Source organism: Acinetobacter sp. CE-15, assembly GCF_051059255.1.
Taxonomy (GTDB): domain Bacteria; phylum Pseudomonadota; class Gammaproteobacteria; order Pseudomonadales; family Moraxellaceae; genus Acinetobacter; species Acinetobacter guillouiae.
The window spans coordinates 3345076-3361507 of record NZ_CP192737.1; the positions used below are offsets into that span (position 1 = coordinate 3345076).

The 16432-nt window shown below is 37.2% G+C and carries 14 protein-coding genes; 3 read left to right on the forward strand and 11 right to left on the reverse strand.

The window, feature by feature from the left end:
- Window positions 1-512 precede the first annotated feature (512 nt).
- The 3 genes from ACQ7EO_RS15365 to ACQ7EO_RS15375 all read right to left on the reverse strand — a co-directional run bounded on the left by ACQ7EO_RS15365 (window position 513) and on the right by ACQ7EO_RS15375 (window position 3070).
- A complete protein-coding gene (locus tag ACQ7EO_RS15365; protein ID WP_434277915.1) occupies window positions 513-977 on the reverse strand; it encodes a hypothetical protein in 465 nt (154 codons plus the stop codon).
- Window positions 978-1207: 230 nt separating this feature from the next.
- Window positions 1208-1423 carry a hypothetical protein gene (locus ACQ7EO_RS15370; protein WP_419308907.1) on the reverse strand — a complete coding sequence of 72 codons (216 nt, stop codon included), beginning with the start codon at window positions 1421-1423 and terminating at the stop codon, window positions 1208-1210.
- A 456-nt stretch (window positions 1424-1879) separates the two neighbouring features.
- Window positions 1880-3070: an MFS transporter gene (locus ACQ7EO_RS15375; protein ID WP_434279622.1), complete on the reverse strand. Its 1191-nt coding sequence runs from the start codon at window positions 3068-3070 to the stop codon at window positions 1880-1882.
- 138 nt (window positions 3071-3208) lie between these two features.
- On the opposite strand from ACQ7EO_RS15375, the gene ACQ7EO_RS15380 reads away from it, so the two are divergent.
- Window positions 3209-3979, forward strand: a complete 771-nt coding sequence (locus ACQ7EO_RS15380) for an AraC family transcriptional regulator (RefSeq protein WP_413772484.1) — start codon at window positions 3209-3211, stop codon at window positions 3977-3979.
- A 59-nt stretch (window positions 3980-4038) separates the two neighbouring features.
- On the opposite strand, the gene ACQ7EO_RS15385 is transcribed toward ACQ7EO_RS15380, so the two are convergent.
- Both ACQ7EO_RS15385 and ACQ7EO_RS15390 read right to left on the reverse strand, forming a co-directional pair.
- Window positions 4039-4191, reverse strand: a complete 153-nt coding sequence (locus ACQ7EO_RS15385; protein ID WP_004819938.1) for a hypothetical protein — start codon at window positions 4189-4191, stop codon at window positions 4039-4041.
- Between the two features lie 378 nt (window positions 4192-4569).
- Complete coding sequence (locus ACQ7EO_RS15390) at window positions 4570-4791, reverse strand: hypothetical protein (protein ID WP_004722098.1); 222 nt, start codon at window positions 4789-4791, stop codon at window positions 4570-4572.
- Between the two features lie 505 nt (window positions 4792-5296).
- On the opposite strand from ACQ7EO_RS15390, the gene ACQ7EO_RS15395 reads away from it, so the two are divergent.
- Entirely contained in the window at window positions 5297-5467 is a 171-nt protein-coding gene (locus ACQ7EO_RS15395; RefSeq protein ID WP_171077820.1) for a hypothetical protein, read from the forward strand.
- Between the two features lie 915 nt (window positions 5468-6382).
- On the opposite strand, the gene ACQ7EO_RS15400 is transcribed toward ACQ7EO_RS15395, so the two are convergent.
- The 5 genes from ACQ7EO_RS15400 to kdpA form a co-directional block, all read right to left on the reverse strand.
- Entirely contained in the window at window positions 6383-7090 is a 708-nt protein-coding gene (locus tag ACQ7EO_RS15400) for a response regulator (protein WP_034618127.1), read from the reverse strand.
- Window positions 7091-7117: 27 nt separating this feature from the next.
- On the reverse strand, window positions 7118-9772 hold the full coding sequence (locus tag ACQ7EO_RS15405; RefSeq protein WP_434277917.1) for an ATP-binding protein: 2655 nt from the start codon (window positions 9770-9772) through the stop codon (window positions 7118-7120).
- Between the two features lie 235 nt (window positions 9773-10007).
- A complete protein-coding gene (kdpC, locus tag ACQ7EO_RS15410; protein ID WP_034618123.1) occupies window positions 10008-10613 on the reverse strand; it encodes a potassium-transporting ATPase subunit KdpC in 606 nt (201 codons plus the stop codon).
- 20 nt (window positions 10614-10633) lie between these two features.
- Window positions 10634-12664, reverse strand: coding sequence for a potassium-transporting ATPase subunit KdpB (kdpB, locus tag ACQ7EO_RS15415; protein WP_434277919.1), 2031 nt, complete (start codon window positions 12662-12664; stop codon window positions 10634-10636).
- Between the two features lie 10 nt (window positions 12665-12674).
- Window positions 12675-14399 carry a potassium-transporting ATPase subunit KdpA gene (gene kdpA, locus ACQ7EO_RS15420; RefSeq protein WP_434277920.1) on the reverse strand — a complete coding sequence of 575 codons (1725 nt, stop codon included), beginning with the start codon at window positions 14397-14399 and terminating at the stop codon, window positions 12675-12677.
- A gap of 306 nt (window positions 14400-14705) precedes the next feature.
- Here kdpA and ACQ7EO_RS15425 point away from each other — a divergent pair, with 306 nt between their 5' ends.
- Window positions 14706-15506, forward strand: a complete 801-nt coding sequence (locus ACQ7EO_RS15425) for an undecaprenyl-diphosphate phosphatase (protein WP_056516247.1) — start codon at window positions 14706-14708, stop codon at window positions 15504-15506.
- A gap of 390 nt (window positions 15507-15896) precedes the next feature.
- Here ACQ7EO_RS15425 and hfq read toward each other — a convergent pair whose 3' ends face one another.
- Window positions 15897-16274 carry an RNA chaperone Hfq gene (gene hfq / locus ACQ7EO_RS15430; protein ID WP_004819926.1) on the reverse strand — a complete coding sequence of 126 codons (378 nt, stop codon included), beginning with the start codon at window positions 16272-16274 and terminating at the stop codon, window positions 15897-15899.
- Between the last annotated feature and the right edge of the window lie 158 nt (window positions 16275-16432).

The window sequence follows — 16432 nt, forward strand, 5'->3', positions numbered from 1 at the left end:
TACATTGATTATATGCATAGAGATCATCTAGCGCCATGCTTCCAAACGATCTACTAAAATCTCAAACATCATCGTTTATGCACGATATGCATTAGATATTTATTTTTATTGAAGAGCATAATTTATTTTCATTATTCTAATAAAACCCATAAACCTACATCATCCAACTTCCCATCCACTAGAGCTAAAATATAGCTATGCCCTATACAAGCTCGATACTTCAAACTTAGTTACTACCTCTGAATTGCTATAAATCACCTAAATTTAAGAAAAATATAGAAACAACACCAATCCAAGAGCAATCAAAGATACGATTAGCCATACATTTATACAATTAAAGCTTTTGATGAAATTCCACATTTTGCTATCCCTTAGAAATGGCTAAGGAATTCTACTTTTTTGGGTTTAATTTAAAAATTATAAATTAGTCTGAGCTACAAAAAATTCGACTGTACAATAAGTATTTAAATATATAGTAATTATCCCAAAGTATTCATTTAAACACCTAATATCTATAGACATTCTTTATAGCTCATTGTAAAACTTTTCAAAAACTCACCTTTAGCGTTATTTAATTGATAAACAATATTGCCTCGTGTTGTTTTTTTAAATACCTCTGACTCAAATAAATCACTTTTACTACAGATGTTATTTTTGGTCAGATTTTTATACTTGTTTTCATCAAATTTCTCTCTTAGATCTTCTGTAGACTCAATCCCCTTTAAATCAGATACAAGCAACAATCCATTGCTGGTCAATCTAATTCTAGAAATGTTTGTTAAGTCATCTGATTGATTCGGCTTAATGTTCGAAAAGTTGTGATTAATCACTTTGACTAAGCCATTGTACAATTCGAGATTAATGATATTGAATTGATCATCAACCGCACCAACTTGCAAAAAAGGTTCGTCTAATGGGCTCTGCGCTTTCAATTCAGCACATAGAAAAAAACTGAGTATAAACAATAAATATCGCAACTTGGATCTCCTCATCAACGATACAGCTGTTGAAACAAAACACTGCAAATACAAGTTTAAGCGAGTGCATAACGATAACTAGACTCGCTATATAACCACAAATTTGTCGGTACTTACTGCCTATATCCCTCCTTTATCCATTAAAAGAAAAAGTGAAATAATGACATAGGTTCAAAATTAATTCTTTCATATACTAAAAAGCCCATCTTTCGATGAGCTTAGATTTAAAGTTATGAGTTGTTCCACTCACCAGATTGAACACCTAACTCATCATCACCAGTGATCAAAACTGCTGTTAAAATTGGAACCGCTAAAATCACTGGGAAAAACACAATCCATAGATCAATGGATAGCTTATTGGAAAAAACAAAATGAATCACGATCGCGATTAAAGCCAATATTCCAAACAAAATACTTGCGAATCGAGTGGCAAATTTTAAAAGCATTTTTTATTCCCCTTGTAATTAAAAATTTTTACTCTATTTACTCTCATAGTTATGTCCTATTTTTAGAAATTAAGCAAAGCACTTTGAGGTAAAACAGCCTCTATTTTGAGGTATATTTACAAAAACCTTAAAAAAAATATGGATTTCTATAAAAGCTGACATTTTTATTTAATTTTTTAACTTTTTTCTTATGCCTAAAACCCAATAAAGCCATATCTAGAATGTGAGACAGATCAAACATATTTCACATTTGCTCATCTCCGCGCTTTATCCATCATTTAAAACCAAAGTCGGTGAGATTTACGCAATCCACAGATTCACCAACTTCATCCACCGTCACTTTGGTTTAAAAATTTAGACGACACACTCAGTTCACTAAAATCAGTTGTGAGCATGAAATTTAATATCGAACGTATATTTTAAACATTTGATATTCTTAAAAAACATAATTACTTTTTAGCTTGATTGATGTTTAACTTGAGTATTTGGTAGGAACAAGGTCACAAAACCTAAAAGTGGTAAAAATGAACATAATTGAAATACCCAATCTATGCTATTTTTATCTGCGAGATAGCCTAACCCCGCTGCTGCTATACCACTTACTCCAAACATGAGACCAAACATCAGTCCCGCAATCATCCCTACACGACCAGGCACAGCTTCTTGTGCATAAACAACCATCGCAGAAAATGCTGACGACATAATTAATCCAGCTATCATTGCGAAAGTACAAGTCCAGAATAAATTTACATAAGGTAAAGCCAGTGCAAACGGTATCATTCCCAAGAAAGATATCCAAATCACTGCTCTACGCCCAATTCGATCGCCAATAGGCCCACCAAAATAAGTTCCTATTGCAACAGTAGCTAAAAAAGCAAAGAGATATAACTGAGCACTTTGAATGGAAAGATGGAACTTTTCAATTAAGTAAAAAGTATAATAATTACTTATACTTGCAATATAAGTAAACTTAGCAAACATCAATATAGCAATAATACTAAGTGCACGAAATAAAGTACGCCCATGTAATTTAAAACTTGGTAAAGATATACTTTTGCTGAGTTGTTTTTGTGCATTATTTATTGTCCATTTACTGACTTTAAATAAAATCCAAATTGCGATTAAGGCAAATAGCATCAGCCATGCTGTTGAAGCCTGACCATTTGGAACAATAATGATTGCAGCAAGTAAAGGACCTATCGCTGATCCTGTATTTCCACCCACTTGAAAAGCTGACTGAGCTGTACCAAACTTTCCTCCAGAGGCCATTCTCGCAACACGTGAGGCTTCAGGATGAAATGTTGAAGATCCAACTCCAATTAAAGATGCTGATAACAGCAACATATAGAAACTATTAGAAAAAGCCAGCATGAATATGCCAATCAGTGTAATTACCATCCCCAATGGCAAAAGATAAGGTTTAGGATATTTATCGGTATGCAATCCAATCCATGGTTGTAATAATGAAGCGGTAACTTGATAAACCAGTGAAATTATTCCGATTTGAGTGAAATTTAATGAAAAACTATTTTTAAGTAATGGGTAAATTGCGGGAAGTGACGCTTGAATTAAATCATTTAATAAATGAGCGAAAGCAACTGCGAAAATAATGTGATGTACCATCTTAGGGTCGTTTGGAGCATCCATCCGATGATCTTGATGTGTTGGTGAAGTAGATTGCATAAACAAACCTTTATTACATGAAACTTTATGGTTTAGTATAAATTGTCATATTGACTTGTATATTCCAAAAATTATCGCCTAAGTGACAAATTTTAAGCGTGTATATCGATGCCAGTAAACTCAGACTCGGTAACCACATTGGTTATTTCTAAAGGCTCCAAGCATAAATATGGAAGTGTTATCGCACCACATATGCATAGCCGTGCGCAGTTGCTCTATGCGTCTCAAGGTGCAATACGTGTTCAAACGGCTGATCATATCTGGCTTATCCCTCCGCAATGTGCGCTGTGGATCCCTGCATTTGTTGAACACAGTGTGATTTCATTAAGCGAGGTCAGATTAAGTACGGCTTTAGTTGAAAAAAATGCTGCAGATATTTTAGGAGAAAAATGTTTTTTAGTGAGAATGAGCAGCCTTTTACGTGAATTAGTTCTTAGGCTTAATCAACTAGATACAATGAAAGATCACGAAACGCCATACAGCGAAGATTTAGAGAGATCCTTACAACTGCTAATTTTTGATGAAATAAAAAAGGCACCTACATATCCAATAGAAATTCCCAAACCTAAAGATAAACGTCTTATCTTAATTTGTGACTATTTAATTAATAATCCGAACAACGCTAAGGAATTAAATATCTGGGCTGATGAAATTGGTACAAGCCCAAGAACCTTAATTCGATTATTTAAAAAAGAAACAGGTTTGTCCTATCGTGGGTGGATTCAACAAATGCACATTGTCTTGGCCTTAAGCCAACTGGCTCAAGGCAAAAGTATATCTCATATATCCGCTTCATTAGGTTATACCAGCCAGAGTGCATTTAGTGCGATGTTTAAACGGCACTTAGGGCATCCACCTCAAAGTTTTAAATAATTTTTTTATTGTTCTATTCATATTAAAAAACCACCGAATCGGTGGTTTTTCATTAAAATTTAATGTACTGCTTCTGCTGAGGACTCTTTATGATCATCATCTTTGGTCTTGGCTAAATTTTTACCCTTGGTTTTTTGAGGATTATTTTTATGTGACTGATAGTAGCAAGCAATTGCGATTCCAGTCCCTAATAATGCTACGGTCTTTAACATGATATACCTCATACTGAATTGAATAACGTCTATTAGGAATAACATCAAATTTCTAATAAAGTATTTCGATATGTGAGTTATGCAAGTTTATGTGAAACTTTATTACATTTGATTTCAAAGATTGAGATAAATCATCGAAATTTCAGTGTTATGGCTGATTTAATCTATTTCGGTATTTAACCAAACAGTCACATGGTAAGTTTTTATTATGAGATTTTAATTCCATTTAATCATTTTAAAATTATCGAGTATTGATCAATCAACACAGATCAGAAATCATTCTTTAACTTTCGATACCTTTTATATTACCTTTTATTTTCGTTCACACATATAAAAAGCCCATCTTACGATGAGCTTTTCTAAAACATTGATTACGAATTATATCGCAATACGATAAAGTTGATTTTGATTAAGATAGAAAGATGAGCCATCAATATTAAATTGACGATCGTCACCAGATTCTAATTCAATCTTTTTCCCTACTTCGACCCAACTCATACCAGTACGGTTGCTTTGTTGTCTTTTTAAAGGAACGATCTTTACGCGAATTTCATCGCCATTTACTGCAGAGGCTATTGTCCAGCCATTTAAAATATTCATTTTTTCACTCAATTGTTTTGAGCTTTTGCAAACAGAGAAGTATTTAACTATTAAGACCAACAGATATATTTTTGGAACTAACGATAAGAAGGCATCTAACCTTAATTTAAACTTTTGATATTTACATCAGCTTGATATTGCAGAAGTCAGAGTTGAAGCCAACCTTCAAGTCTTGCTTATATATTAAGCACATCTGCTTTAGTATTTTTCATAATACGCTCATTCAGCAGATTATGCAACTTAAATAACATTTGATTATTTTAAATTAAAAGTTCTTCTTTATATAATGGCTTTGTGATGTTTATGTACAGGCCTAGATTTAAAGATTTTCTATATCACCATTTAAAACAACACCATACAAATATTTGATATTTTTATAAATATATTTTGTCGATATAAACTCAGTTTAGCCAACATATCTCCACATATGGCTCTCATAACTACCTTAGTGTAAGTGAATTAAAAGGCTATTATCCAGACTCACTTCACAGTTAAGAAGATTATAATGTCATTTAAAAGTTTTTCGCAAAATTCAACTCAAGCAAATTCTGATACTAAAAATGCTGAGCAAACTCCTGCTAAAGATGCGCCACAAGCAACTCCCGGTGTGACACCGCCGAATCCAAATCAGGACAATAATCAAGTTAAACCAGCTGAAGAAAATAAACCTAAATAATATTAAAGTTTAATTTATACAGCTTTATCTAAAAAACTTACCGATACTTGGTAAGTTTTTTTTATTGTGTGTCATATAAATTTAGACGTTGACTACTAAAATATTCAGCTTTTTTATGATGTAAAAAAGCCCACAATAGTGCGGGCTTTTTAGATCGGCATGCTGCGATCTCATGCTCAGCGTTAACTGCTTAGGTTTTAAATCTATTTAGAGGGAATACGCAATTCCTGTAACAACCTAAACACTTCCGTTTCGCTTACGGATTCGATCAAAGCTAAGTTAACACAGATCAGCAGATGAAAGCGGATAAAATATATTTGATTACGCTTTATTTATTCAATCCTCATAATTCTAAATTCAAATCACAAAGTCTTATCAATATAAGGCCAAAATTTTCAGTAAAAATTAAAACACAGGTACTCGTTCAAATCTGAATAAATCACTTAATTGTTTGATTTAATAAATAAACTATATTTATTGTCAGTATTTCGTTTTTTGTGCTTTTGAATCATAGATGGGTATCCTACCGTGGGGCGACATGGATGTCGCCGTTGGGCGGGGGTATATGAGCAAAAATAAAGCACTGCTTTGTTTGCAGCGCAAGAGCCCTGTTAAACGAAAGATTTTTGTTACTTTTGATCTTTCAAAAGTAAGGTATCGCCTACGCAAAGGTATTTAAACTTTAAATGTAAAGTGTGGCATTGCTAACTTTTTAATCAAATAACTTTTACATACTATTGATTTAATTAAAAATATTAATTAAGGATAATTATATTATTGTGTCTGAGTTTTTTGACAGGTTGACTATAAAAAGCCCCTTACTCTGCACTTTACAAAGAATCGTTTAGTTTAATTTTAACCATCTACTGTAAATACGGTAAGAGACCAATGATCTCAAAAAAGATTTAACCATGCTTAGCCTACAAAGCGTAAGCCCACACCTGGTTCAGTCACAATATATTTGGGTTGTACCGCATTATCATTCAGTTTTCCACGCAATTTGGCCACTAAAATTCTTAAATAGTGGGTATCTTCCTGATGAGTAGGTCCCCATAAATCACTGAGAATTTGTGGTTGAGTAATCAGCTGCCCTTTATGTTGCGCCAATAAAGTCAGCAATTGATATTCCTTACGTGTCAGTGAAATCAGTTGTTGGTTAAGAAATACCTGTCTTTGGGCAAAATCAATTTTTAAAAATCCATCATCAAAAAAAGCGGACTCTACAGCAATATTTTGAAATTGTCTGAGTAATACACGAATTCGCGCCATCAGCTCCTGAACACTAAAAGGTTTCGTCACATAATCATTGGCGCCAGCATCCAGTAATTTAACTTTTTCCTCCTCATTAGAACGAACCGACAAAACAATCACAGGGACATGTGACCACGCTCGCAATTCAGACAAAACTTCTAAACCATCTAAATCAGGTAGCCCTAAATCTAAAATAATTAAATCAGCGCCTTGCAAAGCCAAAAGCTCTAAGCCCTTTTGACCATTTTCAGCCAGTAGGGTTTTATACCCTTGTGCCCTAAGTGCAATATCGAGAAACTTACGAATTTGAGTTTCGTCATCAATAATCAATACATTGGTCATGGAACTTGTCGATACATTATGTTCTGGCATGCTATTTCCTAAAATCAATATGTGCACTTATCCAATCTGCTGAATCGGCAATTGCATACGGATGCAGGTGCCTTGATTATTCTTGGCTGAAGATGCCGAAATTTTACCCATATGCGCACCAATAATGGCTTTAACAATGGTTAAGCCCAACCCCGTACCATACTGCCCGCGATCACCACGTTCCATAGTATAGAACATATCAAAAATACGCTCTCGTTCATCTTCTGGGATACCTAAACCTTGATCACTAATTGAGATTTCAATTTCGTTTTCATTGAGTTGTAAAACTTTAATCGTTACCGCTTTATTTTCTGGAGAAAACTTGGCTGCATTTTCCAATACATTAAAAATCGCTTGTTCGATCAAAGCTGCATGCACAAATAGGCTCAAGGTTTGCTCAGGTAAATCAACATCAACAAGACTTTGCGGCATATAACGTTTTAAACGGCGTACCGCTGAACCAATCAACTCATCGACACCAATCCAATCTCGTTTAAGACTTAAACCTTCATGGCCTAAGCGTGTCATATCCAATAAATTCTGAATATAACGATCCAGCCGTTCGCCTTCTAAATGAATCGCCTCCAACAAACTATCTTGATCTTGTTCATCCATCGAATGCCGATAATTGCTCAAAGTATCAGCTGCTCCAATCATAGAAGCTAAAGGTGAACGTAAATCATGAGAAACGGAGGATAACAAGGCCGAACGTAATCTCTCGGTTTCTGAACTGACATTGGCGATTTCCAAGGCTTTAGTGAGTTGGGTTCGAGAAATCGCTTGAGCAATATATTCAACCATGGTTTCAGTCAATTGCTTCTGTTCTGTATTTAAAACCGATACATTTTTAAGAAACTTAACCCCGACTACACCAAAACACTGTTTAGACGCCAATAATGGTAAAAACCACCAATCATTTTCAGTTAAGGTTTGGGTAAACCGCCCCGATGGTTGATGGTTTTTAAATGTCCAATCCGCTGAAATTTTTTCTTTATTGTTAATCACCTCAAGTGATGACATTGACGATTCTGGGAAATAAAACCAGATTTCGGCATTTAAGTTTTTACTTAAACTGTTTTCTGCAATCTCCTGCACTTGCTTTAAATCAATTGCGATAGACAGCTTTTGACCTAAATCCTGCATAATACTGTTATAGCTATTGGCAGCCTTTAAAGCAGTCACTTGTTCTCTCAGTCTTGATGCCAAACGGCTTGAAATCAACGCTGCGCCTAAAAAGGCAACCACGGTTATCACGCCCTGATGTGCAGAAATTTGCAAAGTGAATTTGGGTGAAATAAAGAAAAAGTTATAAGCCAAAAAGAACAACAGTGCCGAAAATACCGCAGCCAGCATCCGTGTCTTAGATGCCACAAAAACTACAGCAGTGATAAATATCACCGAAAGCTCTTCGATTCCTAAATACTTTTCACCTAAGCTGGCAATCACAATACTGACCACTGTGGTTGATATAACGAATAATATTTCTCTAAGATTTAGAAATGAATGCGTATCCTGAAAAAATGATTGCTGGCGATGTTCTGCAAGAATCGGGACGATACTCAATTCAAAACTTGGCTGGTACTTAAGTAATTGATCAACAAAATTTACACCCCATACATTTACACCCCATACAAAGGCTTTACGATGCGATTGTGCCAACACCAAGGTTGAAATTCCTCGATCCATCACATAATCAAACAACATTTTTGCATGTTGTTGACCATAAAGGATTTCTGTCATTCCGCCCAATTGACGGGTGAGGTTTAAAGCACGTTCAATTTCTCGACTGGATAAATTGTCTTGTTTTTCGGTTATTTTTGAATCTTTAGAAAAGACCACCACCGTCCAATTTGCCTGCCGATTTTCGGCAATACGACAACCTGCACGAACCAACGCCTCTGCCTGCCCATTGCCCTCAATCATAATTAAAATATGATTTTTTAAAGGAATGGGGGCAAGCCCTTGTATAGCAAAATTTTCTCGAACATCGGTATCGACATGACTGGCAACCGTTTGCATTGCCAATTCACGCAATGCGGTCAGATTTGAACTGTTGAAAAAGCGTTGTAATGCCTGTTCAGCTTGCTCAGGTACATAGACTTTGCCCTGATTTAAACGCTCAAGTAATTCATTGACAGGTAAATCAATTAATCGAATATCACGGATCCGCTCAAAGACTCGATCAGGTACGGTTTCAGTCACCCGAATACCCGTAATTTGATAGACCACATCATTTAAACTTTCGAGATGCTGAATATTCATTGTGGTAAATACATCAATACCCGCATCCAGTAATTCATTGATGTCTTGCCAACGTTTTTCATGACGACTATTTGGCATATTGCTATGCGCAAATTCATCCACTAAAACAATACTGGGTTTGCTTGCCAGCACAGCATCAAGATCCATTTCTTCAAGAGCATGCCCTTGATACTCAATCGTCTTTCTTGGAATAATCACCAAACCTGAGATGAGGTTTTCAGTTTCAATGCGACCATGGGTTTCAACATAGCCAATCACAATATTGATCCCTTGCAAGGCCAGTTCGTGCGCACGCACTAACATTGCAAAAGTCTTCCCCACACCAGGTGCAGCACCTAAAAATATAGTGAGGCGCCCAGATTGATAACGCTGAGTGTGTTGCAGTAAAACATCTGCTTTATTATTTCTATAATCGCTCATCGCCGTCTGCTTGTTTAAAAATTACATCACTGTGGTGTTTCTTTGCGACCATTCAATACTGCAAAGAAACACAGAAAAACCGTCGTTTGATTTAGCTTGAATCATCTACACTTGAAAAGAGGGAATATTGTAAATTTATACCAAAATAAAATCCCAATAATGCCCGCTTTTCAACAATCAGAGAGAATCAATTACATCAACACTGATTCATTTTGCGTTGATGATTGCAACCCATTTATTGAGTTCCAATTTGATCCAAAGCCAAATTTAATTCAAGTACATTGACTCTGGCTTGCCCTAAAATTCCAAATGTCGGTTGTATACTATTTTCTTGCAGCAACCTTAGCACATCCTGTTCTGGCAAATGTCTTGCTTTGGCAATGCGTTTTACTTGAATCATTGCAGATTGCACACTGATTTCAGGATCAATTCCGCTGCCTGAAGCCGTGACCAAATCCGCAGGAATCGCGCTTTTTTCAATGTGATCCTGTATCGCAATTTTGTTTAAACGCTCCTCTACTGCTTTATGTAAATCAGGATTGGTTCGTGCCATATTACTTCCCGCCATGGCCATTGGATCATAATTGGCAGCAGAAGGTCGTGGATGGAAATATTGCGCTTGTACAAAAGGCTGTGCAACCAGTTTAGAACCGACAACTCGGTCATTTTCAACGATCAAACTGCCATTGGCTTGTTGATCAAAAAAAACTTGTCCTAGCCCTGTTGCCGCAGTACTGTAGACAAAGCCACAGAGACCCAATGCGACAATGGTTAAGCCCAGCGATGCCCGTGTTAGTCCAGCGAATGATGACTCAACCAATCGATTATTTTCAGTATTCATTTTAATCAACCTCAAAATTTCTAAAGCGCCAATAAAGGACTGATCATCAGATCAATCAGCTTAATCGCGATAAACGGCAACACCACACCACCCACACCGTAAATCAGCATATTTCGACGTAACAATTGCGTTGATGTTGAAGGCTTAAACTTCACTCCACGTAAAGCAATTGGAATCAATAATGGAATAATGATGGCGTTGAAAATCAGTGCTGAGAGAATTGCACTTTCTGAACTTCCCAAGCGCATTACATTTAAGGCTTGCATTTGAGGAATGGCTGCAACAAATAAAGCAGGTAAAATGGCAAAGTATTTGGAAACGTCATTGGCCAATGAAAAGGTGGTCAATGCACCACGGGTAATTAACTGCTGTTTACCAATCTCAACGACAGATAATAATTTGGTTGGATCTGAATCCAAGTCCACCATATTGCCCGCTTCTTTTGCCGCTTGGGTCCCTGAGTTCATTGCCAAACCAATATCCGCTTGTGCCAATGCAGGTGCATCATTGGTTCCATCGCCAACCATGGCAACCAAATGACCTTTATTCTGTTCAAGACGAATACAATTTAACTTATCTTCAGGTTTCGCTTCAGCGATGTAGTCATCGACACCAGCTTCAGCCGCAATGGCAGCAGCAGTCAGCGGGTTATCCCCTGTGACCATGACCGTTTTTATACCCATTTCACGTAAGCGAGCAAATTTTTCCTTGATGCCTTGTTTAATCACATCTGAAAGTTCAATCACCCCCAGAATATTTTGATCTTTTGCCACCACTAACGGCGTTGCACCTTTTGAAGCAACCTGTTCTACCCGCGTTTTAAGCTCACTATGATGTTCAATATTCTGTGAAGCGAATTTAACAATCGCATCTACTGCCCCTTTACGGATTTGCTGACCACTGAGTAAATTTACACCTGAAATTCGCGTTGCGGCATTAAAGGCTATAAACTCGGCCTGTTCAGGTTCAACAATATGTTCACCTTGCTCTTTTGCCAAAACCACAATGGATTTACCCTCTGGTGTTGGATCTGCAAGTGAAGTCAATATCGCAGCTTGACGCAGTTCCGACTCAGTCACACCTGTCAGTGGGAAAAATGCTGTTGCCTGACGATCACCATAGGTGATGGTTCCTGTTTTATCGAGTAACAATACATCCACATCACCCGCGACTTCGACAGCTTTACCTGATTTGGCAATCACATTGGCTTTTAATGCCCGATTCATCCCCGCAATACCAATTGCAGGCAACAAGCCACCAATGGTGGTTGGAATCAAACACACCAACAATGCCACCAATAAAATCGGGTTAATTGCAATTTTTAAGAAATGCCCAATAAAAGGTAAACTCACTACTACCGCGATAAAGGTCACGGTCATCACAGTCAGTAAAATCCCCAGTGCAATTTCGTTTGGTGTTTTTTGACGATTGGAGCCCTCAACCAAAGCAATCATTCGGTCAAGAAAGCTATTACCCGCTTCAGCAGTCACCTGTACCACGATACGATCCGTTAAAACCTTAGTTCCCCCAATCACACCCGATTTATCGGTACCTGCTTCACGTAAAACTGGCGCTGACTCACCGGTTACCGCAGCTTCATTAATAGTCGCAAAACCATAAATAATCTCACCATCCGCAGGAACAAGTTCCCCTGCACGGACTTCAATCAGATCATTCATTTTTAATAAAGTTGCAGCGACTTGCACACCCTCTAAGTCATCCTTAGCTCTGAGTCGGCGTGCGGTTAAGTTTTGACGTGCTTGTCTTAAAGAAGAGGCTTGACCTCGACCTTTGGCTTCGGCAATCGCTTCAGCATAATTGGCAAATAATACAGTGATAAATAAGATCAAGGTCACCGCTAAACCAAATACAGTATCGGCTTGACCCGTTAAAGTACTGACCAATGTGATGAGGGTACCCAGCCATACGATCGCCATCACTGGATTTTTAATCGCATGTTGCGGTAACAATTTAATCAAGGCATTTTTCCAAGCTTCACCTTGGAATAAAGTTGATGATTTATTTTGAGTAGATTGTTTTGAATGATTCATGTTATTCACCCTAGCCTTGTACCAATAACAGCTGATCAGCGATCGGTCCTAAAGCAAGGACTGGCATAAATTGTAATAAGGTCAACATCACCACAATGGCAATCAGGGTGAAAGCAAAGGTTGGTGTTTCCACTTTTAAACTACCACTGCTTTCAGGGGCTTGACGCTTTGCAGCTAAACGCGCAGCAATCATTAAAGGAATGATCAATGTTGGAAAGCGTCCAAGCAGTAAAGCAATCACACAGCTCACGTTCCACCACACGGTATTGTCCGCTAAACCTTCAAAACCAGAACCATTATTGGCAAAGGCTGAAACATACTCATACAACACTTGCGAAATGGCATGGTATTGCGGATTGCTATTGCCTGTAAGTTCTGGGAAAAACAAAGCAATTGAGCTTAAACCGAGAATCGTAATGGGCTGAATCAAAATCACCACAGCAAGTAATTTGATTTCTCCTGCTTCAATTTTGCGGCCAAATAATTCAGGTGTACGCCCTGTCATCAGACCCGCAATAAATACAGCCAAAAACAAATAGATCATAAATTGTTGTAAGCCACAGCCAATCCCGCCCCAAATCGCATTAATCAGCATATTCGCCAGCGCCACCAAGCCTGTTAATGGCGATGCAGAATCATGCATCATATTGACTGAACCATTATTAACCTGTGTGGTTATGGCGGCCCAAAGTGCAGAAGATGCCTCGCCAAAACGCACTTCCTTCCCTTCCATGGCATAAATTTGCATCGCGGTAGATGACAGGCTTTCAGACCAAATTGCCGCCGTGGCTGAAACAACCGACATCAGCAACATTGAGCCAAAAACAAAGCCAGCAAATTTTGCGCGTTTGGTTAAAAAACCCAACATAAAAATCACGGCGACAGGAATAAGTAGAATCGCAATCATTTCTAAGAAATTTGAAAATGGTGTTGGATTTTCCAATGGCACACTACTGTTAGGCCCATACCAACCACCACCATTACTGCCCAATTGCTTAATCGCAACCATGGGTGCAACAGGACCAAGTGGAATTTTTTGAGTTTTTAATTCAGTGGTTTGGTCAATCACTTGAACTTCTGGACCACCTTGAAAGGTTGATGGCACACCTTGGCTATTAAGTAATAATGACCAAATCATGCATAGAGGAATTAAAAACCGAAAGGTTGGACGAATCACATCGGCCCAATAATTACCGACATTGATTTTTTCAACTTTATTTTGAAAGCTTAGGTTTTGATCTGCTTCTGACAAAGCATTCGACTGCGGATAAAACAAGGCACGGACGGTTGCGACCACCATTGCCAAGCCCATCATTGGCGTAATGATTTGCAATCCAACAATACCAACCATCTGTGATAAATATGACAGTTGCGCTTGACCTGAATAATGCTGTTGGTTGGTATTGGTCAGAAATGAAATCATAGTATGCAGGGCTAAATCCCATGACATATTCGGCGCATTATTTGGATTGAGTGGCAAACTTGCTTGGCACATAAACAACAGCCAAGTGACCAATCCGATGACGATACAACTCGCGACAAAGCTGAGTGAATAGGTTTTTGCATTCATCCCTTGATCAGGATGTGTACCCAAAACACGATAAATCGGTTTTTCAATCCAGTTAAAAATTGGATCAATTTTCATCTCTCGGTTTTGCATAATACAGGCAAGATATTTCCCTAAAGGAAAAGCCAAAAGCATCACAATCACCAAGACTAAGATAAACTCTAACATGACATTCCCCCCCAACTTGATTGGCTCAAATTAAAAATGTCGATATTGCAATGATTTATATGTTTTTGAAGTACGCATAATTTTGGACGCTGTACTTGTTGATGCGCTATATATTTAGCACTCATCTTTTTCATCCTAAACGCTGGGATATTCCACAACTCAGTATCCGAAAATACCCCGTAAACTCTCTATTTACAGTCAGATCAGCCGCGTAAAAATTTCGTAAAATTTTGTCTTTTTTGATTTATAAACAGCGTTAAATACATTACAAAGGTTCAAATTTTAGAACGCTTGTTTATTTTATTTATGGAAAATTTTGAACTGCTTAAAGCATTGTTTTTGGGGTTAATCGAAGGTTTAACTGAATTTTTACCGATTTCAAGTACAGGACATCTGATCTTATTTGGCCATCTCATTGATTTTCACTCAGATTCGGGACGTGTATTTGAGGTGGTAATCCAATTGGGTGCTATCTTGGCCGTATGTTGGCTGTATCGACAAAAAATCATCGAATTAATTCGCGGCTTTTTCTCAGGCGATGTTGCAGCCAGACGTTTTGCGATTAATGTTTTAGTTGCATTTATTCCTGCGGTGGTGATTGGGGTCTTAGCAGTAGATTTTATTAAACAAGTGCTATTTAGTCCTTTGGTTGTGGCTTTTGCTTTAATCATCGGGGGCTTCATTATTTTTGCTGTAGAAGCCAGAAAGTTTGAACCTAAAACCATTGAAGCCACTGACATTACCTTAAAACAGGCAATTTTGGTTGGATTTGCCCAATGTCTTGCCATGATTCCGGGAACATCACGTTCAGGCGCCACCATTATTGGCGGGATGTTGTCTGGTTTATCACGTAAAGCGGCAACCGAATTCTCTTTTTTCCTTGCAATGCCAACCATGTTAGGCGCAGCAACCTACGATTTAATTCGAAATGCAGATGTTTTAACCTCAGATAACCTGATTAATATTTCAGTGGGGTTTGTGGCTGCATTTATTGCTGCGCTTTTGGTGGTCAAAGCTTTGGTAAAATTTGTTGAAAAACATACGTTGAGAGTGTTTGCTTGGTACCGTGTGGTATTGGGTATTATTTTACTGTTTGTGTTTTTATAATCATGTGAATTGATGGCAGATAAATTTTAAGTTTGTTCTTTGTTATTTTTATTGTACTGACCCACTTATCTTGTGGGTCTTTTTTTGCTTAGATACTTTAACTGTGATGGTTATTTAACAAACTTCTTTTATCAACCATTTTTAAAAGCATCAATCAACATCAAAGCACCCTCATCCTAGCCTTCTCCCAGCAGGAGAAGGAACTTTCAATACAGATATGATCACTCCACACGATCATTTTTTGATTGATGAAAGCTCTTTAAGAGTAAATATTAAAAGACTGAAAAACTCAGACTAAAATTCTCATACTGTCTATATAGACAAATTATCAACTTAGATAAAGCCACTCAATTGTTTATATATTTGATCGGGCCTTTAATGATCTAATTCTCAAGTATTTTCATCTTCAGAAATATCTTCAAAGTGTTTTTCATCATTAAAACCATTTTCATAACCAAAGTCATTTTGGCTATTAAATGAATATTCACGATCATTTTCAAAGGTATTGTAACTGTGTTGATGATCAAATTTTGCAAGAGAGGCTTTGATATTTGAACGAGGATGGCGTGTCGGCAGAACAGTAGAAATTGAATGTTTATAGATAATTTGCATTTGCCCTACACTGTTCCTTAGTAACACGACATATGAATCAAAAGATTCAATATGCCCCTGTAACTTAATCCCATTGGTCAGAAAAATAAAAACTGGAATATGTTTTTTTCGGAGAGAATTTAACAGCGGATCTTGTAAGGTTTGAATCTTAGACATATTACGCTCCCAAAACTTCTAAATACTTAAAAAATATCGTTTTTAAATAAAATTTATAATTAAACGCATCCTGCGAATTTTACTTTCTTTCAAAAAATAGATGAACCAACCTTTGCCATCTATCCCCTAAGCTTTGAATTTCAACATGAATCTTTTTG